Origin of the sequence: Enterococcus hulanensis, from assembly GCF_005405485.1 — a bacterium.
Lineage (GTDB): Bacteria > Bacillota > Bacilli > Lactobacillales > Enterococcaceae > Enterococcus_A > Enterococcus_A hulanensis.
This window is the reverse complement of the sequence record NZ_BJED01000006.1, coordinates 140,617-164,576: the sequence shown is the minus strand read 5'-3', so window position 1 is coordinate 164,576 and position 23,960 is coordinate 140,617. Positions and strand designations below refer to the sequence as shown.

General features: G+C 39.5%; 22 protein-coding genes. 10 read left to right on the top strand and 12 right to left on the bottom strand.

The features are described from left to right. Positions 1-12: 12 nt before the first annotated feature. Positions 13-2,361 (bottom strand): ABC transporter ATP-binding protein/permease, encoded by a 2,349-nt coding sequence (locus tag FFR60_RS08490; RefSeq protein WP_137663803.1) that lies wholly within the window; start codon positions 2,359-2,361, stop codon positions 13-15. 130 nt (positions 2,362-2,491) lie between these two features. Between FFR60_RS08490 and FFR60_RS08485 the strand changes: the two genes are divergently transcribed. The 3 genes from FFR60_RS08485 to FFR60_RS08475 all read left to right on the top strand — a co-directional run bounded on the left by FFR60_RS08485 (position 2,492) and on the right by FFR60_RS08475 (position 4,604). Further along, complete coding sequence (locus FFR60_RS08485; RefSeq protein ID WP_088933292.1) at positions 2,492-3,166, top strand: response regulator transcription factor; 675 nt, start codon at positions 2,492-2,494, stop codon at positions 3,164-3,166. Then, positions 3,163-4,212: a sensor histidine kinase gene (locus FFR60_RS08480; RefSeq protein WP_137663802.1), complete on the top strand. Its 1,050-nt coding sequence runs from the start codon at positions 3,163-3,165 to the stop codon at positions 4,210-4,212. Before FFR60_RS08485 ends, FFR60_RS08480 begins: the two co-directional genes overlap by 4 nt. Positions 4,213-4,298: 86 nt before the next feature. After that, positions 4,299-4,604 (top strand): hypothetical protein, encoded by a 306-nt coding sequence (locus tag FFR60_RS08475; RefSeq protein ID WP_137663801.1) that lies wholly within the window; start codon positions 4,299-4,301, stop codon positions 4,602-4,604. 135 nt (positions 4,605-4,739) lie between these two features. On the opposite strand, the gene FFR60_RS08470 is transcribed toward FFR60_RS08475, so the two are convergent. Continuing rightward, positions 4,740-5,057, bottom strand: a complete 318-nt coding sequence (locus FFR60_RS08470; protein WP_088933295.1) for an AzlD domain-containing protein — start codon at positions 5,055-5,057, stop codon at positions 4,740-4,742. After that, on the bottom strand, positions 5,050-5,805 hold the full coding sequence (locus tag FFR60_RS08465; RefSeq protein ID WP_137663800.1) for an AzlC family ABC transporter permease: 756 nt from the start codon (positions 5,803-5,805) through the stop codon (positions 5,050-5,052). Before FFR60_RS08465 ends, FFR60_RS08470 begins: the two co-directional genes overlap by 8 nt. Positions 5,806-6,264: 459 nt before the next feature. On the opposite strand from FFR60_RS08465, the gene FFR60_RS08460 reads away from it, so the two are divergent. Next, on the top strand, positions 6,265-6,954 hold the full coding sequence (locus tag FFR60_RS08460) for a YoaK family protein (RefSeq protein WP_137663799.1): 690 nt from the start codon (positions 6,265-6,267) through the stop codon (positions 6,952-6,954). Positions 6,955-6,992: 38 nt separating this feature from the next. On the opposite strand, the gene FFR60_RS08455 is transcribed toward FFR60_RS08460, so the two are convergent. The 3 genes from FFR60_RS08455 to FFR60_RS08445 form a co-directional block, all read right to left on the bottom strand. Next, a complete protein-coding gene (locus tag FFR60_RS08455; protein ID WP_137663798.1) occupies positions 6,993-7,508 on the bottom strand; it encodes a VanZ family protein in 516 nt (171 codons plus the stop codon). A gap of 28 nt (positions 7,509-7,536) precedes the next feature. Next, entirely contained in the window at positions 7,537-8,352 is an 816-nt protein-coding gene (locus tag FFR60_RS08450; protein WP_137663797.1) for a DUF4097 family beta strand repeat-containing protein, read from the bottom strand. An 86-nt stretch (positions 8,353-8,438) separates the two neighbouring features. After that, positions 8,439-9,389, bottom strand: coding sequence for an aromatic acid exporter family protein (locus tag FFR60_RS08445; protein WP_088933300.1), 951 nt, complete (start codon positions 9,387-9,389; stop codon positions 8,439-8,441). Between the two features lie 127 nt (positions 9,390-9,516). Between FFR60_RS08445 and FFR60_RS08440 the strand changes: the two genes are divergently transcribed. From FFR60_RS08440 to FFR60_RS08420, 5 genes are all read left to right on the top strand, one after another. Continuing rightward, positions 9,517-9,978 carry a DUF441 domain-containing protein gene (locus tag FFR60_RS08440; protein WP_088933301.1) on the top strand — a complete coding sequence of 154 codons (462 nt, stop codon included), beginning with the start codon at positions 9,517-9,519 and terminating at the stop codon, positions 9,976-9,978. A 113-nt stretch (positions 9,979-10,091) separates the two neighbouring features. Then, positions 10,092-11,834 carry an ABC1 kinase family protein gene (locus FFR60_RS08435; protein ID WP_137663796.1) on the top strand — a complete coding sequence of 581 codons (1,743 nt, stop codon included), beginning with the start codon at positions 10,092-10,094 and terminating at the stop codon, positions 11,832-11,834. Between the two features lie 266 nt (positions 11,835-12,100). Beyond that, complete coding sequence (amaP, locus tag FFR60_RS08430) at positions 12,101-12,676, top strand: alkaline shock response membrane anchor protein AmaP (protein WP_137663795.1); 576 nt, start codon at positions 12,101-12,103, stop codon at positions 12,674-12,676. Between the two features lie 11 nt (positions 12,677-12,687). After that, complete coding sequence (locus FFR60_RS08425) at positions 12,688-12,876, top strand: DUF2273 domain-containing protein (protein ID WP_088933304.1); 189 nt, start codon at positions 12,688-12,690, stop codon at positions 12,874-12,876. Between the two features lie 76 nt (positions 12,877-12,952). Further along, on the top strand, positions 12,953-13,489 hold the full coding sequence (locus FFR60_RS08420) for an Asp23/Gls24 family envelope stress response protein (RefSeq protein ID WP_088933305.1): 537 nt from the start codon (positions 12,953-12,955) through the stop codon (positions 13,487-13,489). Positions 13,490-13,757: 268 nt separating this feature from the next. Here the strand turns inward: FFR60_RS08420 and FFR60_RS08415 are convergent, their stop codons facing one another. The 6 genes from FFR60_RS08415 to FFR60_RS08390 all read right to left on the bottom strand — a co-directional run bounded on the left by FFR60_RS08415 (position 13,758) and on the right by FFR60_RS08390 (position 22,799). After that, positions 13,758-14,708: a P1 family peptidase gene (locus tag FFR60_RS08415; RefSeq protein ID WP_137663794.1), complete on the bottom strand. Its 951-nt coding sequence runs from the start codon at positions 14,706-14,708 to the stop codon at positions 13,758-13,760. 20 nt (positions 14,709-14,728) lie between these two features. Further along, entirely contained in the window at positions 14,729-15,733 is a 1,005-nt protein-coding gene (locus tag FFR60_RS08410; RefSeq protein ID WP_137663793.1) for a nucleoid-associated protein, read from the bottom strand. Between the two features lie 338 nt (positions 15,734-16,071). Next, positions 16,072-17,979: a threonine--tRNA ligase gene (gene thrS, locus FFR60_RS08405; RefSeq protein ID WP_137663792.1), complete on the bottom strand. Its 1,908-nt coding sequence runs from the start codon at positions 17,977-17,979 to the stop codon at positions 16,072-16,074. Positions 17,980-18,352: 373 nt separating this feature from the next. After that, on the bottom strand, positions 18,353-21,034 hold the full coding sequence (locus tag FFR60_RS08400; RefSeq protein WP_137663791.1) for an ABC transporter permease: 2,682 nt from the start codon (positions 21,032-21,034) through the stop codon (positions 18,353-18,355). Between the two features lie 139 nt (positions 21,035-21,173). Then, a complete protein-coding gene (locus FFR60_RS08395) occupies positions 21,174-22,517 on the bottom strand; it encodes a PFL family protein (RefSeq protein WP_088933313.1) in 1,344 nt (447 codons plus the stop codon). 12 nt (positions 22,518-22,529) lie between these two features. Next, a complete protein-coding gene (locus FFR60_RS08390; protein ID WP_088933314.1) occupies positions 22,530-22,799 on the bottom strand; it encodes an ACT domain-containing protein in 270 nt (89 codons plus the stop codon). A 411-nt stretch (positions 22,800-23,210) separates the two neighbouring features. Between FFR60_RS08390 and FFR60_RS08385 the strand changes: the two genes are divergently transcribed. Continuing rightward, a complete protein-coding gene (locus tag FFR60_RS08385; protein WP_137663790.1) occupies positions 23,211-23,942 on the top strand; it encodes an NADPH-dependent oxidoreductase in 732 nt (243 codons plus the stop codon). Positions 23,943-23,960 lie beyond the last annotated feature (18 nt).

Below are 23,960 nucleotides of genomic sequence, written 5' to 3'. Positions count from 1 at the left end.
ATTCCTTCTTTTTTATTCTGCTCGTAAGGCAATTGCAGCATCTTTCTTCGCTGCCATTCTTGCTGGAATGTGTCCGCCGATCATTGTTAAAACTGTTGAAACAATAATCAAGATGATTCCATGAACAGGATTCAATTGTGCGACATCTTTTAATTCAGTCATATTGTACAAAATCGCGTTGATGGGGAATGTTGCCAAATAGGCGATCACTACACCTAATGTTCCGGAGGCTACACCTAAAATACAAGTTTCAGCATCGAACACGCGGGTGATATCTTTTTTACGTGCCCCTAAGGCCTTCAAGACACCAATCTCTTTGGTCCGTTCAATAACTGACGTATACGTGATGATCCCGATCATGATCATGCTGGTTACTAACGAGATTCCGGCAAAGGCCACTAATACATAAGTGATTGCGTCCATCAAGCCGCCAGTCAGCTCGGTCATCGTTCCTGCTAAGTCAGTATAAATAATTTTATCTTCTTTTTTCTTGCCTTTATTGTAATCATCCAAATAGCTCAAAATTTGTTCTTTGTCTTTATAGTTGTTTGGATAGATCATGATGCTGCTTGGAATACTATCTCCGCCTAAGTACGCGAGTGTACTATCTTTGGTTGCATCATCTAATTTTTCGTTCGTCATCACATTTGTATCCGTATCTCTTTGCGCTTTGACGATTTCTGAATTTTCATTGTCCTTAACGATTTTAGAGGTCAGTTCGTTACTATAAGCGATCCCTGGTGCCAATAGATTCATTGTTGAAGATTGTTTTACACGCAAGATTCCCGAGATTTTCAAGGTATCGTTGTTAGCATTGTCGTACATTGCTTTGTAATCATTATTGGGAATAAAATTACCCGTCGGAATTTTTGTGTAGTATTCATTATTGTTGATCAGCTTAAACTCAGTTCCAACGATTTTATCAAAATCAATTTTTTCGCCGTCTTTGACATCAAAGCCTAGATTTTTCAATGAATTGATATTGGTACTATTATTCGCATCAACGATCAATACAACATCTGTATTTTCTTTTGGATACTCGCCGGATAACAATTTGTAATTGTCTTCTAGGAAACTCCCAGAGCTTTTATCCAATTGTGTTGGAAAAGAAGATACCCCCATCCCAGTCATGCTGGACATCGCACTCATCATGGAAGGACCGCTGTCGGGCGCATCATTTGATAATTTGACCGGTTTTACATCACCGTCAACATCACGTAAAAGATTCATTCCAACCACACGAGTAAATCCGATATTGTTACTTAATTTTGGATCGATATCATTGATATAATCCACATACTTTTGATCGATCTTATTTGTATGCTGTGCTTTATCTTGATCACTGATCTTTGCAACGATATTATTCTTATTGTCTTTGCTTGCTCCGCTGGCTTTTTCTGATCCTAGCGCTTGATTTTGATTAGCCGTCTGGTCTGTCGTTGTTTTTGAGATCGTGATGGGATATTTCGCCATCGTTTCTGCTTGGGTACTGTCGATTTGCTTCTGGAAGCCGCTAGATAAGGAAAGTACAATCCCGATACTGATAATCCCGATACTTGAAGCAAAGGCTGTTAAGAATGTCCGACCCTTTTTCGTCCGCAGGTTATTGAAGGACAACTTCAAGGCAGTCATGAATTTCATTTTGGTTCTTTTTAATTGAAATTGTTCCCCCTTCTCGCCTTCGATATGCGGATGTGAGTCATTCATAATACGGCCATCAGAAAAATTAATCGTACGGTCCGCATACTTATTGGCTAGCTCTGGGTTATGTGTAACCATGATAACAAGTTTTTCTTTCGATAGTTCTTGGATCAAGTTCATGATTTGCACACTAGTCTCTGTATCCAAAGCCCCTGTCGGTTCATCACATAGTAAAATGTCCGGATCATTTGCCAGTGCTCGAGCGATGGCAACCCGCTGCATTTGTCCGCCAGAAAGCTGGTTCGGTTTCTTATGCATGTGATCTGCTAATCCGACACGTCGTAGCGCATCCTCAGCCCGTTGCTGCTTTTCTTCCTTCGAGACTCCGCTCAGCGTCATTCCAAGTTCAACATTGTCGATGATTCCTAAATGGCTGATTAAATTATAGCTTTGGAAGACAAATCCGATCGAATTGTTTCGATAAGCATCCCAATCAGCATCCTTAAAGGTTTTCGTTGATTTGCCATCGATGACCATATCACCGGAGTCATAGTTATCCAAACCTCCAATTACATTCAACATCGTTGTTTTCCCAGAGCCGCTAGCACCTAAGATCGCGACAAATTCTTGTCGACGAAATGCGACAGATACACCGTCTAATGCTTTTGTGGTCGTATCTCCCACATGATAATATTTTTTTATATCTTTTAATTCTAACATTGGGTCACCCTTTTTCTCTTAGTTTACTTTGCCACGATAGCATGGCATTATTAACTCAAAATGAACAAAAATTCATAATAGGTTCACAGTGATTTGCTACTATTATTAAGCAAAAGGGAGGGCAACGCAAATGAATCGAATACTTATCGTGGAAGATGATGAAAATTTATCACTACTTTATCAATCTGCATTAAAAAATGAACGCTTTGAAGTATTTCGTGCGATGAACGGGATAGAAGCCTTAGATATTTTAGATAAACAATTTATTGATTTGATCATCAGCGACATTATGATGCCGGACATGGACGGCTATGAACTAGCCGAAAGTTTGCGGGAAGCTGATTATGATCTTCCTATCCTATTTATTACTGCGAAGGATTCTTTTGAAGATAAAAAACGTGGATTTACGATCGGCGTAGATGACTATATGGTGAAGCCGATTGATGTAAATGAAATGATTTTACGTGTGGATGCCTTATTACGGCGGGCCCAAATTGTCCACACAAAAGAATTAGCCATTGGTGATACGCGGCTGAATCAGGAAACTTATCAAATCAAAACACCGTCCTTAACCGAAACATTGCCGCAAAAAGAATTTTTACTTCTATATAAATTACTCGCCTATCCCAACAAAATTTTCACCCGACAGCAATTAATGGATGAGATTTGGGGGCTTGATTCCGATACGGATGAACGTACAATTGATGTTCATATCAAACGACTGCGTACACGTTTAGAAACCAACTCAGATTTTTCAATTGAGACAATTCGCGGATTAGGCTATAAGGCGGTCATCCATTCATGAGAAAAAAACTATTTTCCCAACTATGGGTCTATTTCGCCGTTATCACATTTTTATTGATGGTCGTCGTATTATCTGTCTTCGTCGGACTGCTTTTCATAATTAATCACTATCAATTAGTTTCACCTGAAAAGGAAGGTCACCTTTTTCCTTTCTATTTCATCATCTTTTTAAGTTTAATGATCGGTGCCGCACTCTCATTTTTTGTCGGTCAACGTATTTTGCAGCCGATTGGTAATCTCAGACAGGCGATGAATAAAGTGTCTAAAGGAGATTTCTCGATTCAATTGGACGAACAGCACCAAATGGAGGATGTCGAGGAGCTTTATCATGATTTCAATGTTATGGTAAAAGAATTAAACAGTATTGAGACGTTGCGAAATGACTTTGTTTCTACTATTTCTCATGAGTTTAAAACCCCCATCGCAACCATCAAGGGATATGTCCAGCTATTACAAAATGAAGCATTATCTCAAGAAGATCGGCAAAACTATCTGGAGCGCATGTTAGATGGCACTCAACAACTGACCCACTTGACTGACAATATTTTGAAGCTCAGCAAACTCGATAATCAAGGATTAGGCTTAGACTTCCAGCGTTTTCGTTTAGACGAACAAATTCGTGAAGTGATTTTATTTTTACAGCCCAAATGGGAGCAGCTGGATTTAACGCTGGATATAGATTTACCTCACACCGATTATTACGGTAACGAAGAATTTCTTTATCAAGTCTGGTCAAATTTGATGGACAACGCTATTAAATACAGCAAACAAAATGGCAGCATCTATGTTCACCTAAAGAATGAGGCAGAGGGACAAACCATTATCATTCGCGATGAAGGTATCGGTATGACAAATGAAGTGGCCGAACGAATTTTTGACAAATTTTACCAAAGCGATACGAGCCGCAAAACCAAGGGCAACGGACTAGGTCTAGCCTTAGCAAAACAAATTGTCGAGCTACACCATGGGTCGATTAAAGTCAACAGTTCTCTGAATGAAGGAAGCAACTTTAAAGTTTTTTTGCCAAACAACTTGAAAAATTCATAATTAATTGACGCAAAAAGCGATTTAATTCATCATTAGTTAATATTTGTTTTGTATGCTATGGATAACCTAAAGAAAGGGTGATTCAGATGGAGAAACAGAAATACACTAAAACCGTTTATTTTGTCGAAGAGACACATAATATTGAAGGCGCTTATGTTGAAGTTAACACACTTTTCGTGGCTGACAACCAAGAAAAAGCGACGGAAGTCTATGAACAATTAATCAAAGAACAACCAAAGAAATCCTTTGGTCTTTTACTAAACGAATACATCATCAATGCAGATGGAGGCTTTTTCCATAATCTATTACAATCATGGAAAAATCTTCCCGCTGAATTTTACAGAAAAATGCAGATCCTAACCTATCGACCACTTGCTGAATACCAAAATTAAAAAAAGCTTCAGGGTTTAGTTTTTTCTTTTGCCGCTAAAACTAAACCCTGAAACCAGACAATTATCATCTCTCAAACTCTCTCTAGTAGTAAAAAAATCGAGGTACTCTTTAATAGAGTATCTCGATTTTTTAATTTAAATCAATGATAATAAAAATACTGCCGCCAAGCCGGTGATAACTGAGATCGCCATCGAACGCGTCTTGTACGCAACCCCTGCAACTAAAAACATCGCAATGATCCGAACATTTCCAATCAAATCAAAATGATTTTCGCTGATGAACACATCTTTGAATACCAAAGCGGCAAATAGTGAGATCGGCACGTATTTCATCCAATCACTGAACCACTGAGGAACCTGTCGTTGTGAGAAATACAACATTGGAAAAAGGCGCGGCAAGTATGAAGCTCCAAACAGACAAAGAATCAGCAGCAGCAAAGAGTTATCACTCATGATGGACCTCCCCGCCGGTAAGATCATAGTGATCTGGCCCGTCATTTTTTGTATCGGCTGTCTTGCGAATCCGTTCAATCAAATACCCCGCAAAAGAAGCCAACAGTGTCGCCAAAATTAATCCAAAAGTATTTTTGAATACCAGCATAAAAATCACTGCCAATCCGCCAGATAATAAGCCGGTGGCTAATAAAAGGCCATTGCTCAACTGCATCATGAACATAAAAATAAACATCGCGGTTAAGGCAAAATGAACCAATTCAGTATCCACATGAATAACAGAACCGAAAATCGACCCCAGCACCGTACTTCCTGTCCAAGAAACCATCGAAAACCAATTAACATACAAGGCCTTTTTGCGGTTCCAGTCAGGATCAGTGGAATATTTCAAATAATTGACTGCATAATTTTCGTCATTCATCGACTGGGAAAACAGTGCAATAAATGAACGTTTCTCTTTTTTGAAAAATTGTGACAAACTGGAACCTAATAATGCATAACGCAGCTCCAAGAAAAAAACCATTAAGATTGTGGACACAAATGATGCATGAACACTTATCATCGAGACGACTAAAAATTGGGCGCCTCCAGAGAAAACAAGCATCGAAAGCAAGGCAGTTAATAAAATGTTAAATCCCGCTTTTTGCAGCAGCATGCCGCAGGCTAATCCAACCGGAATGTAACTCAAACAAAGCGGCAATGCCGCGTATAATGCCTCTAACCATGGTGTCCTTTTTTTTACAGGCATGGTGTGTTCTCAATTCCCTTCACGTTCACAGGATAAAAAGCATTTTCATTCTAACACATTCTTTAGAAAAAAGTAGCTCTGTGCGACCTTCTTGGTTTCTCAACAATTTATCACCGATCATTCGTAAAAACACGTAACCACTTCCAATATCTCCTTCATAAAAGACCGCTCTTGGCAATAATCCGAATTATAGTGAAAAAGATTGATTGATCATTTGTTTTATATTCATAAAAAGAGGAAACTTTTAAAATTTTCTTATGAAAACTTCATGTACGTTTTCACCGGTTTCTGCTTTTTAAAGGTATAATAAATCACGGCTTTTTTCGGAGGGTTAACTAGCCTGCAAATAAAAGCTTTGCAGCTATTGTTTCTTTTCTATATAAAATGAATTCGTGAAACTGAATAACAATTTTCTGAAAAAATGTGGTAAGATAGTCAGCGAAAAGAGATGAATAACAGATGGAAAATAGTTTTCATGAGAATCGTCCGGTAGGGTTGTTACTGACTTTTATCGGCGGGATGATCGATAGCTATACGTATATTCGCTATGAAGCCTTTGCCTCTGCTCAGACCGGAAATTTGATTTTAGCAATCATTCAAGCCTACGAGCGGCAGTGGGACATGGTTGGAAAAAAATTGCTCTCCACCCTATTCTTTTTCATGGGTATTCTTTTAGCCAAATTTTTGATTGATTACTTTAAAAAGAAAGAAATGCACTTTTGGCGTTTGTTCCTGCTTTACTTTGAAGCCTTTATCTTCTTTATCATCAGCCTGCACTTTTTGCAGCCGCACCCTGCGATAATTACAATCATCATCGCTTTTACCGCCGCGATTCAGTGGGTGTCTTTTGATAAAATCAATGGGCTTACTTACACGAATTTGTTTACGACCGGAAACCTTAAAGGGGTAGCGACAAATCTTTATGATTACTTGAGTACAAAAGATCAAGCAGCTAAAACACGCTTCGTTCATTTTCTTTTAGTGGTCTTGGCCTTCATTGCCGGTGCGATCGTCTCAGTTTTTTCTTATCGCATGCTTGGCACCAGCGCGGTTTTGATCATTGCAGGATTGTTCTTGTACTTAGCACTTTCCGAAACATTCTTAGTTTGGCGTTTCCAACGAAACACAAATATTTTACAAAAAAAATAACTCTTCAGCTTTTTTGCTGAAGAGTTTTTAATATACTTTTACCGATTTATAAGCAGTATGAACAGTACCATTCCTAAACATAGGAATCCCATTACAGTACCAATCACAATAAGCCGTTTATCCAATTTGGCTTCTGGAACAATCTGCTTCAGGCCTTGATAAAGTACAAGCCCTAAGAAGCCACCGAAAAAGTTCATTAACAAATCAGTCACATCGGTCGCACCAATACCTAAGATGAACTGCATGACTTCAATGAAGAGCGAGAATAAAAAGATAATCATCAATTTATTCAAGAATGACAATCTTTTAGCTGAAATTCCCAAAAGAACACCCATTGGAACAAAAACAACTGCGTTTAATAAAATTTCATTCAAAGCGATCTTGCCATTCACAATCATTGAACCCTGAAATGGTACAAGATTGATGGATCTCATGGGATGACTCAAACTTGCAGTTATGTCAGAAACAGACAGCGGAAACTTAAATAGTAAAATCCAAATCAACAGCAGAGAATAAATGACAAGTAGTATTTTACTAAGTTGTTTACTAACCATTCTGCTTCCTCCTCTATAGGTTTATTGGCTAACGAACAAAGGCAATCTCGATATCTCCATTACTAGTTATAACTTCTAGTTCTTTTGAGCCGTCCTCATGATTGGTCAAGTTACTTGTAGCATTGCTCGTTTTAGACACCGTTGAAAAATCTTCTTCCTTGCCTTTGATCGTGCCATGTACTTCCGAGTTGCTGGTTTCAAGCGAAAGAGATTTAGCTGGCTTCAAATTCATTAAGTTGATCTTGCCATTTGAAGTATGGAATTCTCCTTCTGAAAATTCCAGATTCTGCAAGTCCATTTTACTATTGCTTGTTTCAAAAGAACCATCGTCAAAGGTCATTTTCGATAATTCAACTTTTCCATTGCTGGTTTCCGCATCGATTGAATGTGCATCTACATTATTAATGATCATCTTGCTGTTGGTTGTTTCCAAATCAAGATTATCCAATGTCAGATTCTCTGTGGAGAGCTTGCCGTTAGAGGTTTCAACCTGCAAGTCCTTTAATTTAGACTTGGGAATCTCAATGGTTACTTTGGGATCACGCTTACCAAAATTGAAGAAGTTGAAATTAAACCCGATACTTCTTTTGCGCTCAAGGCTCAGCGTATTGCTAGTTTGTTTAATATTGTATTTGATGTCTCGGCTTTTCTTGTAATTGATTCGTGTCTTATTTCCAGAAACACCTACGATATCGATCGGCATATTGCGATCATCCACGATCAGTTCTTTGACTGTCTTTGACGTAGTAAATGTCTCATTACTCATGCGGTTATGAAAGATCATACTGCTCATACTTACTAATGCCGCCCCAACTAAAATCAACCCAATAATTATTTTTTTCATTTTTATACCCCTTATCTACTTTTCTTATCTTTATCATAAAGAAATTTTCAACCGTTTACATGGGACAAAAGGCTGATTCTTTCTCATCATTTATTCCGATTAAATCCAGCCTTGATCTCAATAAAATCCTGAAATAGTTGAAAAAGCTGGAAAAGCATCGCTCGTTCTTCGAAAGCTTGTCGACTTTCTGGTAATTTCTTTTGCTGATAGCGCTGATCCGTCTCATCAATCTTAGTTAAAATTGCTGCTCCGTCATTTTCTTCAGTCAGAGTTTGCGCAGTAAAGTCAAACAGCTCTCGTAATTCCTGAACATCCTCAGGTTCTGCATCCAGCCGGTTCAATATTTGCAGCATGTCAGACAGAACCTTCAATTGTAGACGACGCATCGCAAAATATTCAAAGTAATAACTGTTGCCGGAAAAGAAACGATTCTCCTCAAATTCTCGCGCACGAACTTGCGCCTCCCGCACAAAGTCTCGCAACGAAAAGCATTCTTGACGCAATTGTTCTTCTTTGTCAGGCTGGTTCAAATAAGCAGACATCTGCCCCAGCATCTTTTTCATAGAGACTTCGACGACAGCCTGATCTTCTTGTATCTTTTTTTCGGTATTCGGCATGTAAAGATTAGCCGCTAACGCGCAGCCCACTCCAATGAACATCAGTAAATATTCGTTGATAATCAAGCTTAGCGGCATTTCCCCTGCTACTAAATAATGCGTGATCAAAACTGAACTAACCGCGATCCCTTCCGCCAAGTCAAAGCGAATCGATAATGGAATGAATAATAATAGATACAAACCAAAAACCAATGGATGAAATCCCAAGAGTAAAAAACAAATCGCTGCTATGACTGTCGCAAGTGTCAAAGAAAAAAGCCGATTCAAAGCGGTCTTTGCGGTCGAACGCTTGGTGTTTGTTACAGTCAAGATCGTTATGATGGCTGCTGATGCTGCTGACTCAAGATTCAAGCCGCTGGCTAATAGTAATGCAATCGGTGCTGCCGCCGCGGTCTTTATAGTACGTAATCCTATTTTCATTTGTGTCTCCCTTCATTAAAAGCTTACACTAAAGTCGCGCGGGAAAAAAGTCGCAACTTAACGAATTATCTTGTATAGTAAGTACGATGCGAAAATAAGAACATTAATAAACACAAGGAGTGGAATTATGGAAAGCTGGCTTTTTCTAGGGGTCATTTTATTGATTGCATTTATCGCGAAAAATCAAAGCTTACTGATCGCAACGATCGCAGTTTTGGTTTTAAAATTAATTCCCCATTCAGATAAATTTTTAGCTCTATTAAATAAGCAAGGAATCAATTGGGGGGTAACCTTGATCTCAGCAACAATCTTAGTCCCGATCGCTACCGGCGATATCGTCTTGAAAGATTTATTGAACACCTTGAAATCTCCCCTAGGTTGGGTAGCGACGATCTGCGGTGTGCTCGTTGCCGTCTTATCTTCAAAAGGTGTCGGCCTGATTAATCAATCACCCGAAGTTACCGTGGCTTTAGTTTTTGGTACGATTATGGGTGTTGTTTTTTTGAAAGGTGTTGCCGCAGGACCGGTTATCGCCGCTGGTATTACCTACTGCATCATGCAGGTCATTCAAGTTGTGACGAATCATTAAACGCATAAACCCCAATTATTTTCTATTGAGAATAATTGGGGTTTGTTTGTATCATGTAAAATTCTCTTGTAAGATAGAAATAAGAAGATCGCCAAATAAGGAGGTGCCACCGAATGGCCAAACAATCCAAGACCACGCGCTTGCGTCAAATCGTCAAAATCGTCAACCACTATAATGTTGTTAAAAATATTACGCAGCAAAAAAATCCTGAAGATGTCCGCAAGGCTTTTGAAGAATTAGGTCCGACCTTTATTAAAGTCGGACAAATGATGTCGGTTCGAACCGATATTTTCACACTGGCCTTCACGAAGGAATTACGCAAGCTGCAAGACGATGTTAAAACTGATTCCTTTGAATCTGTTAAGACTCTCGTTGAAAAAGAATTGGAGCTTCCTTTAACGGAAATCTTTGAGAGCTTTGATGAACAGCCTTTCGCTTCAGCCTCAATTGCACAAGCACATCACGCTCGCCTAAAAAATGAGCAGCAGGTCGTCGTTAAAGTCCAGCATCCAGGAATCGCTGCTGAAATTGAGTTAGATCTATCGTTGTTTGAAAAAGCGATCCCGATTGCCAACTGGGTTCCAGAAAGCAAAGTGATCGATCTCAAAAGTATCTTAAAAGAAATTCGGGAATCCCTGAAAAATGAATTGGATTTTCAAAAAGAATTAGTTTTGGCTGAGGAATTTTACCGCTTGAATAACGGTTGGAAAGAAATTCGTTCTCCTCGAATGGAGCCGGCCTACTCCACAAAAAAAGTTATTGTGATGGAATTAATGCCTGGAACCAACTTAAAAGAATTGATCAACGCAGACGATGATAAGGTCGTTCAAGGCGAAACGACTTATAAAGAACTGAAAAAAACGATCAGCGAATTATTGATCGAGCATTTCATGAAGGAAGTCTTTGAAGACGGCTTCTTTCATGCGGACCCACACCCTGGCAATATTTTATTGCAGCTGATGAGTGAAGCAGAAAATCTAAAGGATCGCCAATTTAAAACCAAGGATCATAAAGGAAAAATCGGCGGTTTGCCTTACGAATTTACTTTTTCTAGAAATGAGGAGCTTCGACCTTTCCGCTTAAACTTTATTGATTTTGGAATGATGGGTACGATCACCCGCGAAATGCAGGTGAAGATGAGCAATACAATCATCGCCATTTATAGTAAAGACAATCAGCGGATCACCAATGCTGTTCATGCGATTTGTAAGCAGGTCGGCAGCTTTGATGAGGAGAAATTCACCTATGAACTGGATGATTTTTTGAATCGTTATTTGAATTTGCCGGTTAAGGAAATCGACCTGCAAAAAGTATTTTCACAGGTCGTGGTGATCTGTCATGAAAATAATTTGCAGATTGATGATTCTGTCACCATGCTGATCAAAGCCTTTGGTACGTTGGAAGGTGTGATCGAGGATCTTAATCCTGATCTATCCTTATTCGAAGTGGTTGCCCCATTTGCACAAAAATATTTTCTTCAACAATTAAATCTGAAAGATGAGCTGCAAGAAACCGGTTTGGACTACTTGTCTACATTAAAAGCACTGCCCAAAATTCCCAGCCATGCCTTGAACGCTTTAGACACCTTCGGAAAAGGCAAAGGCAAGTTGAATCTAGAATTGAAGAACCAGCGAAACTTATTAGAACGAGCAGAAGCAATGGTGAACCGTCTAGTGATCGGTCTGATTCTTTCCGCTTTAGTCATCGGCTCGTCGATATTGGTTCAAACCTCATCCGGAGGCGACACCTTTATTTCTAATTTGGGAATCTTTGGTTACTCCGTTGCTGCCCTTTCAATCCTCTTTTTAGTCGTTGAAAGTCTCTATCGCCGTTATCACAAATGGAAAAATCGTTAAACGCTCTAATCATAGCAGGAAGTGTGCATATTAAATAGCACACTTCTTTTTTTTATACAAAAATCTTGCTCGCTCTTTTTTTTCTTCAATAGTAAAAAAAACGAAAAATCGCTGAAAATATTATTATTCATTGGTTCCTTCTGCATTAAGCTATATAAAAAAAGTTTTTTTACCTAAATAACAAGCAGGATTTTTTACATTAAAGGGATAACATTTTATTATTTTACTGTAAACAAGTTAAAAATATTGAAGTGAGGAGGTGCGATATGAACAAGTTTCTTAAAACCATCTTAATTATTCTTTCCTTGGTTTTACTTTCAATTTTTCTATCCGTCGCAGCAATCTATTACTTTATCGCTTCAAATCCGTTGGACTTAAGCTCATTGCAGCAATTCGTTCTAACGAATAATTATGCTCAGATATATTTATTCTGGGTAGCAGTAGCTTTAGCGATCATAACGGTAATCGGGATCTTCGTAATCCTATTTTATCCAAAGAGAGTGACCAAGTTCGTCTTACACGAAGAACGCGGCAAATTAGCTTTGGACAAGCGAGCGATTGAAGGGTATGTTCGGACAAGTATCAAACAGGAAGACTTTATGAATGACCCTAAAGTTAATGTAGCGGCGACAAAAAACAAAATTAAAGTAAATGTTCGAGGACAATTAAAGAAAACATCTGGTTTAGTCGGTCAAACTGATCGCTGGGCTAAAAATGTAGAAACAAAAATTCGGGAATTATTAGGTCCAGAAGAAAAAGTTTCTATTAAAGTAAAACTTCAAGCACTTGAACCAGCACCAACAGAAACAACAGTCACACGTACACGGCCGCGAGTAGAATAGGAGGAACAGCGATGCAAGAATTTTTAACACGAGACAAGCTGCCTGTAATCTTCGGTATCCTCGGTTTTATCCTAGCTGTGCTATTCTTTACCATCGGCTTTTTTAAAACGATCTTACTGATCTTGATTACAGTTATCGGAGTAGTTCTCGGTATCTATCTAAAAAACAATCATATTTTAGACGACTATTTAAAGAAATAGTCACTCAATTAGCTTTGAAATAACTTTTCCTTTATGGAACAGTTAATACATTAATACACTCAGGAGGAAAATAATCATGGAAAACACAACAATCAAACCAACAGAACCAAAAAAAGATGTTAAAGGCGAATTAACGTATGAAGACAAAGTCATTCAAAAAATCATCGGGATTGCTTTAGAAAACGTCGATGGATTACTAACAGTAGATGGCGGTTTCTTCTCTAACATCAAAGAAAAATTAGTGAACAGCGACGATGTCACTTCAGGAATCAGCACAGAAGTTGGTAAAAAACAAGTAGCTGTTGATATGGATGTAGTCGTTGAATACGGCAAAGACATTGATGATATTTATGATCAAATGAAAAATTTGATCTCTGAACAAGTTGATAAAATGACTCATTTAGATGTCATTGAAGTGAACGTGAATGTAGTTGACATTAAAACACGTGAAGAATACGAAGAAGACAGCGAAACAGTTCAAGACAAAGTAACCAGTGCAGCTCAAACTACTGGAAAATTCGCTTCTAAGCAAACAAACCGTGCGAAAAGCGCTATGAGCAATCAAGCTGACAAAATCGGTGATAACTTAGAATCTGAACCACGTGTTCAATAAACCAATCTTCCCCATTGACTAGCCGAACTTTGACTAGTCTTTTCATAAGAAAGGCTTCGCGAGCTCGCTCAGCTTTTGAGCAATAAGACCAAAATATTTCTAAATTGCTTCTCAAATTTCGAAATATTTTTGCTTATTGCCGATAAAGCTAGTTCGTGAAGCCAGACATGGATATACCCGCAAAAAAACGATTTATTCATGTGAAAATTTTATACTTTCTGTATAGTTAAGTAAACAGCCAAGACACTCTCGTCTTGGCTGTTTTTTGCTATATATCTTGATAACCTAAATAATCCTGATATGTTTCTGCCGCTTTTGTTCCTTTTACAATGGCTTGCCTAACGGCTTCCACGGCTAAAATCGAGACAGCTTCAAAACTTGCTTCGATTTGATTTGACCCTAAAACAAACAAGGTATCCCCATCATAAGTCGTATGAGATGGACGAATCGCTCGCGCAATCCCATTATGACTGATATCTGCTAACTTGTTCATTTTAGCTTTTGGAAACGTTGCATTCGTCATTACACAGCCAATCACTGTATTCCCATCAAATAGCGCTTCCTCATTTTGATAATACTCAAGAAAAAGTTCCTCTGAAAAACCGATTTTCGTCTCACCTGCTTTACGAGCACCAGCGATGATTCTCCCTAGCTCTTCATCGAAGACGTCTCCTACAGCGTTGACCGCAATTACTGCTGTTACCCATAAATTTCCGTGGCGCATCGTGTGAAGGCCAATGCCGCCTTTCATTGCGTTTTTAGCACCATTGATCGTCCCGACACTGCAGCCAGTTCCAGCACCGTAATTTCCCGCTTGGAAAAGCTGTTTATCAAAAGCCGCTTCACTGGCTTTACGACCAGCCTGATAATTCGGCCGGACATCTGAGCGGCCGATCCGTAAATCAAAAAGACTTGCCCCTACCACATTCGGTACAAAGGTGATCCCCATGTCGCGGCCAATTTTATTCTCCTCTAAAAAATCTACGACGCCAGCATTTGCAGCTAAGCCAAAGGCGCTGCCGCCAGATAGAGTCACTCCATGAACAAACTTGCGATTATTTTCAGACTTTAATGCGTCGGTATCTCGAGTATTCGGTGACCCGCCGCGAACTGAAACACCTCCGGTTACACCGTCCTCACAAAGAATCACAGTACAGCCGGTCATCGCTTCAGCATCAGTATACTGACCAATACGAAAAAATTCTTGATATTCTTCCATCGTGTCCCTCCGCTCATTTTCTAAAGACGATTAATTACTTCATCGACATTCTTGATCGTTACAGAAATCGTTCCATCAGGATTGTTGGTAAATTCAATTAATTCAGGGTTGCGATAAACATCTAATGGCACGATCAACTCAATCCCATTCGACAGCTTTAATTTTTGTTTGCCGTATTTCTTTTCTGTGATCTCGCGGACTTCTCTTAATAGAGGCGCTTGATCGACATAACCTTTTTCGACGACTTCTTCTTGAAACGCCATTTGAGCCGATACATTATCTTTGAAGACTTTTTGTGCAACGACTTTTGCGTCGATCTGTCCGCTTTCTTCCACTACATCATAAACAGCTTCCTTCACATCCGCAATCACATCATGTTTGGGATTTTCAAACTTAGCACCGATTTTTTCCGCCACCTTTTTGATGACACGAACATTTTCTTCTAATGACGGTGCTGGTCGGCTTTCAATCACCTGCGTTGAAAAATACAAGCGTTTCTCGCCAGAAAACGGATATTTCTTCTCAATCATTTCATAGCTCAAATTCCCTAAATTAACAACGATACCCTCATCGGCTTTTTGCGACTTGCTTGAAAGTAAGGCCCGATGTATGATCAGTTCATTTTTCAAACCGGTTTCATCTGAATCAACGATATGAGTATAACCTTCGTGATAATTCACTTTTAAAAAGGCCACATACAACTGTGTGTCCTCTTCATATAAAGCTACAAAAACATCCGCGCTAGGTGCTTCTTCACTCTCTTTGTAGGCTTCGTACCAACGAGTTACGATTTTCTCACTGGCTGCTAAAAAATCATGCTCTGCCTGTTGGCTTAATAATGCAAAGGTTGAATCCTCTGTCAGCGTCCCCGTTTTGGTTTGAGCTGAAGATAATTTTTGAATTTTTTTCGTTAAATACTCGCGAATATATTCTTTCGTCAAATCCAATTCACTCTGACTATAAATCGGATCGCCTGATTCACGATCAACGATATGCAATGCGGCTTTCTTTAAATAAATATCCATAAATTACCTGCTTTCTAAAAAGTGATTTCCTAATTCACTGGAATACTAATGTAACAACTTGATTATCATACACAGGAAACGGGGAAAATAGCAACAATTGTTTTCTTAAAAATTTGGCGCTAGAAAATTCTCGGAGGTCCTGTTCAAGTCATTCCTAACTATTTAAAAGTTCTTCGATTTTTTCCGCCAATTAAAATTGCTGCTGGACTTTGTAAAATAAAACTGACTTCCTTTAAACAAGCTTTCTCTTTTTGTCGGTAGTTATAATCCGCAGGTATTCATCAAAAAAGATATCAAAAAACGCTGAAGCGAACTTCAGCGTTTTACTTAATTTTATTTTAGTAATACTGATGATTTTTTTCTTGGGCCTGTTGTTTAAGCAGGTCCATGAATTCAACCTTCGACATTTGCTTAATGGTATCACTGCCATGTTTGCGAACCGCAAATGTATCTTCACTCAGTTCCTTATCTCCAATCACTAAAATGTAAGGAATTTTTCGCAGCTCCGCATCACGGATTTTTTTGCCCAGCTTCTCATTTCGCAAATCTTTCTCCACTCGGATTCCAGCGGCATGAAATTCTTGGAATAATTCTTCTACGCCTGCTTCATGGGGCTGTGCAACACTGACCAGCGCTACTTGTTTTGGTGCTAGCCAAAATGGAAATAACCCGGCATAATGTTCGATCAAAATACCTAAGAAGCGATCCAATGACCCGAAAACGGCACGGTGGATCATCACCGGCTGCGCCTCCTGATTATTTTCATCTACATAAGTCAGATCGAATTTTTCTGGCATTTGGAAATCCAATTGGACTGTGGCACACTGGTGGCTCCGATTCAGTGCGTCCTTGATATGAATATCGATCTTCGGTCCGTAAAAGGCGCCATCGCCTTCATTGATATTATACTTATAGCCAAGATCAGTCAGCACTTTGCCTAAAGAAGCTTCCGCTTCATCCCACAGCTCGATTTCACCCATAAAATCATCTGGACGAGTCGATAATTCAACCCCATACTCGAAACCAAAAATCTTATAAACTTCATCAATGATTTTCAGCGCCAAGGCAATTTCTTGTTCAATTTGATTTCGGCGCACAAAAATATGCGCATCATCTTGGCAGAATGTTCGAACTCTCAATAAACCATTTAAAGCTCCGCTGAATTCATGGCGATGAACTTGGCCAAACTCCGCCATTCGCATCGGCAAATCACGATAGGACCGTTTACGATCTTTGTAGATCAGACAATGCCCCGGACAGTTCATGGGTTTCAACGCGTAATCTTCATCGGCAACTTTTGTAAAATACATATTGTTTTTATAATGATCCCAATGTCCTGAGCGTTCCCAAAGTCGCTGGTTCAGGATCAATGGCGTTTTGACTTCTTTGTAGTCATACTTTGCCTGCAGTTCACGCAAGAATTTCTGCAATTCATTACGAATGATCAATCCGTTTTCTAAATAAAATGGCATTCCTGGTGCTTCCTCGGAGAACATAAATAGATCTAATTCTTTACCTAACTTTTGATGACTGCGTTTTTCCGATTCCTCTAAATAATCTAAGTGAGCCAAAAGCTGCGCCTTCTCCGCAAAGACCACCCCTGTTACCCGTTGAAGCATTTCGTTTTCAGGCTTACCTTGCCAATAAGCACCCGAAACTTTCAATAAAGAGAAATACTTGGCAGTCGCCAGTTCCAAGGCAGCAGGCTCAAGGAAAAATTCTGTCGCCTCACCAAAGGAATAAACAAAAACAGTCTGATCTGCATCCAGCTCCGTTAGCGCCGCAAGTTTCAATTCGTTGTCTTTGAACACTTCCTTGGCTTCTGAAACGGTCATCGTTGCACTTTCGATTGATCCATCGGCTTTGATTTGCTTCTTAATATGATGCTCCAAATCCTTCAAAACTAAGGCACTCAAAGGCTGCTTCACTCGTAGATCAACCCAAATCGTCTGATCTTCTCGATGAGCTTTTGCAAAGAGCGCTTCTGGATAATGGACTTTAATCGCTTCTTGCAATAATAGACTGACTAATTGGCAAATCGCCGTTGTTCCCTCTTTTGTTGCGCAATCGTAAAAAGCAAGCTCCGCATTTTCTGTGACTGGAGTTGATAAGTCAACAAGCTCGCCGTCAATACTGCCAACGACCGCCTCTTCCATCAATTGATTCTTTATCTCGAACAATGTGGTGTCTTTTGCCACCTTTTGTTTACTTCCATCTGGTAAAACAATTTCGACTTTATTTGACATCCAACTCAACTCCGATCCGCATTTTCAAAAAAATTGTTATTGCCTGCCTTTTCCTTTTAATTCTAACAAAAGGCCTCAAGGGTTTTCAATAAAAAAACGTCCCTATAAAAATAGGGACGTGAATAAACGTGTTACCACCCAAGTTCCCAAAAAGCTTACACTTTTTGGCTCGTAAGATACATAACGGTATCACCCGGACCGTTTTCGGTCACTCAAAGGGAGTAATCTGCTTTTCTCAATCAGAAGCTTCCAGCCGCGGCTTCTTTCTCTTGTGATGAGTAGTAAAACAAATCGTGTCCTTCTCACTGCATTTAACTATTGATTAAAGCATAGTCTTACGCAAAATTTTTGTCAACGCTTTTTTCTTTTAGTTTTATTCATTCGATTTTAACGCATCGATCATATTAATATGGCGTAAACGGAAATGAGTCGCCAGCATCACGATCACGGAGAAAAGAATCGTTAATCCGCCAGACAAAAGATAAGCACCTGAATGGATCACCAGTGGAAAGGTGATCGTTTCCATTGAAGCCTGATCCAAAATAAATTTCGTCAAAATAATCCCTAAGCCATAGCCAAATAAAATTCCAAGTATCGTAAAGACAAAATTCTCACGGAATATATAAGACGTCACTTCTCGATCGTAAAATCCTAAGACTTTAATGGTCGACAATTCCCGTAAACGCTCTGACACATTGATATTCGTCAAATTATACAATACGATGAAGGCCAGCAAACCTGATAAGACTACAAAAATCCAGACGATTCCATCTAAGTTATCCATCGAGTGTTCTTGTGTTTCGATTTGAGTAGACATGAAGGAGGTGTTTATCACCTGATCTGAACTTAACAGCTTTTGCGCTAAATTATCTTCTTCTGCCTTCGTCATTTTTTTACTTCTCAGTAAATAGCTGTTCACTTCAAAATCGGTGTCCCGAGCTTTTTGATAGTAGTCCTTTGATAGGTATAGGAAATTTCCTAAATAATTGTCGCTGATATTGGCGATTTTAACTTTAAAAGTTTGCTGATCGTCATCATAGACTGTCAAGCTGTCGCCTTTTTTTAGCTCAAACAACTCAGCCATTTTTTGTGTAATCACAGCACCATCATTGGGCAAAGTGAAGCTTTTTCCCTGTTCCTTCAAATGAAGGTAGCGTTTAAATTCTACGCGATTTTCTGGTACCATCATGGTTAGTTTTTGATTCGCTTGTCCTTTTTGTTTCAATTCAACCGTTTGATTCATCACAGCTAAATCGTTGGTAATCTTTTCATTTTTGGAAAAAATCTTTTCGACTGCTGTTTCATCTGGCTGATCCTTCAAAGTAACGATCGCATCATAATCAATGATCGGACCAAATTGCTTATCTCCTACCGAACTCAGCGAATCCTTTAATCCAACACCTGCAACCATTAAAGCCGCACAGCCGGCAATACCGATCACAGCCATGATCATCCGTGACTTATAACGGAATAAATTTCGATAGCTGACTTTCGAGTTGAAGCTCATCCGAGTCCAAATCGGTGTGATACGCTCAAGAAAAATCCGTTTTCCCGGCTTCGGCGCCTTTGGCTGTAACAACTCAGCCGGTTTTTCGTGCAGCTCGCGCATCAGAACAAGTAGCGCTGCACCCAAACTAGCAAACAAGAAAGCAACCGTTGCTTGAATGATTGGCCGTGATAAATAGAAAGCTTCCACGCCCGGGAAATTATAACGATCACTAGAAAGCTCAAAAACTAATCGCGGCAGCGTATGGGTCCCGATCACAGAACCCAAGACAATCCCGATCAAAGCTGCTGACAATGCGTAAATGATGTATTTGATCGCGATCTCATAACGTGAATAGCCTAACGCTTTCAACGTACCGATTTCTCGACGATTTTCCTCTACCATCCGTGTCATTGTCGTAAAGGTTATCAGAGCTGCTATGAAAAAGAAGAAGACGGGAAAAACATTCGCGATCGCAGCGATTCGTTCAGAAAGATCACCGTATTCTTGAAAACCAGGATTATCTGCACGCTGATCATAAGAATAGCTTGGTGTTTTCAACTCATAGATTTCTTTTTCGCTATCATTGATCTTCTGTTGTGCAGACAATAATTTATCCCGATTGCTGTTGAGTTCTTTTTCCTGCGCTTCAAGTTCTGCCTGAGCCTGCGCTAACTGAGGATTTCCAGCTGGCATCATGGCTGCCTGTTGCTCTAACTGGGCCTTAGCCTGATCCAATTCATTTTGACCATTCGCGATTTTTGTCAGATTATCAGCCACTTCTGCTTTTTTCGGAAGCAATTCTTTTTCTGCATCATGCTTAATCTCTGCTGCTCGTTCTTTTGGTCGATCGGCGAAAAGTTTTTCGACCTGCTCAATATTTTGATCCATTGTTTTTTTATAGGCTTTGCCATAGGTCTCTTTATCTTTAACATTCGTAAAGCGAACATAGATGATCGATTTGACCTCGCTTGAGAAGTTGCTTTCTGGTAAGTAAGCGAAGAAGTTAACATTTCCGTTACCTACATTAGAAAGTCCTCGTTCCTCCGTGCTTATATATATCGGTGACTGAACAAAACCAACGATTTTAAAATTTTTGCGTTTCACTTGGTCAGATTGATCGATTTGATAGGTCTGATTCAGACGATAGCCTTCTTCCTTGGCTTTTTCGTCCAAAACGATCTCATTTTCTTTTTTAGGCAAATGACCCGATTTCACGATTAAATGATTTTGCTGATTTTCTTTATCATAAGAATAAAGCTTAACGACCTGATTTTTATCACTGTCGGCATAAAAAAGCTGATGACCGCTTTCGACCTTGGCATCAGGGATTTCTTTTGCTAGTTTTTCGTCTACTTCCGTCAATCCGCCAGTAGAAATAATTTGCAGATTTGATAGTTCCTGCTTGTCTACAAATTGACTAGCTGAATGATTCAAGATCGGACCCGTAGCCTTGATTCCGACATACAGTAATGTCCCTAATAAAATGATCAGAACGATAGCGATAAAACGTCCTTTAGAAAAAATGATTTCGCGTAAACTCGCCTTAAAATAGGTTTTATTTTTCATATACCTGCTCCTGTTTTTTTGTCTTTATCATTCTAACACAAAACGTTTTCATGCCTGTCACGAAAAATTTGGACAAAAAAACAATGCAAAAGCAGAAGCCTTTGCATTGCACTTTAAAAAATCAACTTTACTATTATGTTTAGTTTTTAAATGAATGGATTGGTGCTGGTATACGACCGCCGCGAGCTATAAAGTCATCCGAACCGGCTGCATTCACAGCCATGACTGGTGCCCGGCCTAACAAACCGCCAAATTCGACCATTTCACCAATTTCTTTACCTTTGGCTGGAATGATTCGAACAGCCGTTGTTTTATGATTGATCACTCCGATAGCCGCTTCATCCGCGATCATCGCCGCAATACTGCTTGCTGGTGTAGAACCAGGAATCGCAATCATATCCAAACCTACTGAACAAATCGCTGTCATCGCCTCCAGCTTTTCAATCGTCAAAGAGCCATTATTGACCGCATCAATCATCCCCGCATCTTCTGAAACTGGAATAAATGCGCCAGATAACCCGCCGACGTGATTACAGGCCATAACGCCGCCTTTTTTGACTGCGTCATTTAATAATGCCAAGGCAGCAGTCGTTCCATGCGTTCCAACAGTTTCTAAGCCCATTTCTTCTAAAACGTGAGCAACAGAATCTCCAACTGCAGGCGTCGGGGCTAATGATAGATCGACAATACCAAAAGGCACATCCAAACGTTCAGAAGCAATTTTCCCAACCATTTGTCCCATTCGGGTGATTTTGAAGGCTGTCTGTTTCACCACTTCGGCTACAACGTCGAAAGATTCACCCTTCACTTTTTCCAAAGCACGCTTCACAACGCCTGGTCCGCTGACCCCGACATTAATGACGCAATCCGCCTCGCCTACACCATGGAAGGCACCAGCCATGAAAGGATTGTCTTCCACAGCATTGGCAAAAATGACCAATTTCGCACAGCCTAGATCAGATGCCTCAGCGGTTTCTTTGACGATCCGACCAGTATGGGCAACAGCGTCCATATTGATTCCCGCTCTAGTAGAGCCAATATTGACAGAAGCACAGACAAAATCAGTCTCTGCTAATGCTTGAGGAATGGAATCAATTAAGATCTTATCCCCATGCTGGTAGCCTTTTTCAACTAGAGCAGAAAAACCGCCCAAGAAGTTAACACCTACAGCTTTTGCTGCTTTATCTAATGTTTTAGCAAATTTCACATAGTCTGTATCTGGAGTCGCAGCGGCAACAATACCGATTGGTGTAACAGAAATACGTTTATTAATAATTGGAATACCATATTCTGCTTCGATCGACTCACCGACTTTTACAAGGTCTTTTGCTTTTGTAGTAATTTTTTGATAAATCTTTTCACAGGCGCGATCGCTGTCGCTATCGATACAGTCTAGTAAAGATATCCCCATGGTAATCGTCCGAATATCCAGATTTTCTTCTTCGATCATTCGAATCGTTTCCAGTATTTGATTGGTTTCCACAAAGAGCCCTCCTTATAATTTATGCATCGTGTCAAAAATTTCTTGATTTTGAATACTGATTTTCACACCTAGAGATTTTCCTAATTCATGAAGCTGTTCTCGTGCTTCTTCAAAATCTACTGTAGCATTGGTTAGGTTCACTAACATCATCATTGTGAAATAGTCCCCCATGATTGTTTGAGAAACATCCAGAATATTAATTTTTTGTTCCGCTAATTTTTGACTGACACCGGCAACAATGCCAACCTTGTCTTTTCCGATAACCGTTACTACGCCACGCATTTGCATAACTCCCTTCAGATAATTGTTTCCCATTATAGCACAGTGATGGCAAAACGATTAGAATTTTATTAATTAAACCGAATCTTTTTGGTGAAACGTTCGTGTTTTGCCAGTCTCGCTTTTTTGCAGTTCACCATAGTTCGAACTGAAATTTAACATCTTGATTTAAATTATCGTACGAACTCTTCAATTGGATGATCTGAGTACGAATATCTTTTGAAATTTGACGTCAGAAAAATTCATTCCTCACCTCTGAGTTGGCTGTACGTTCTGCCTTTTCCAGTTAACAAGTTTGAAATAAAAATACGAGCTATCTAACAGAATCGTATGCCTGGTAAAAATTAAAACTCAGCTTTCCCCTTTACTTATTCTATCGTCAGATTTATTCTGAATAAAAAAGGAGATTTTCTAATGGAACTTTTTGAAACGATGCTTCAACACACATCTGTCCGCTCTTTTACTGACCAAAAACTTTCACATAAGCTAAAAGAACAATTGATTCTGGCCGCTCAAAGTGCCAGCAGCTCTAACTTTCTACAAGCCTTCTCATTAATTGAGATCACCGATGCTAAAAAAAGAAAAATGATCGAACAGATTGCCAAATTTCCCATCGATAATGGCGACAATGGAGAGCTTTATATTTTTGTCGCTGATTTGAATAAGCATGCCCAAGTCTTAACATTAAACGACGATTCTCTGGAACATTTACGTTCCGTGGAATCATTAGTAGTTTCAATCGTTGATGCAGCTTTAGCCGCGCAATCGATGGCTGTTTATGCTGAATCGGTTGGTCTCGGTATCTGTTATGTCGGCGGGATTCGGAATGATTTGTTCCAAATAAAGGAATTGCTTGATCTGCCGGAATTGACCTATCCTGTTTTCGGAATGTTTGTAGGCTACCCTGCTGGAAAAAATGAGGTTAAGCCCCGATTGCCAATCGACTCTGTCGTTGGGACGAATACGTATCGAACATTGACACCCGACATGATCGACAGCTATAACGAAAAAACAACGGTCTACTATCAGCAACGCAACAGCAATATTCAAAAAACGAATTGGTCAGAAAAAGTGCGGCAACATTTTGAATCCCCACGACGTTCGGATACCGTGGACTTTCTAAAAAAACAAGGCTTCGTTTTTTAGACGAAACCTTGTTTTTCT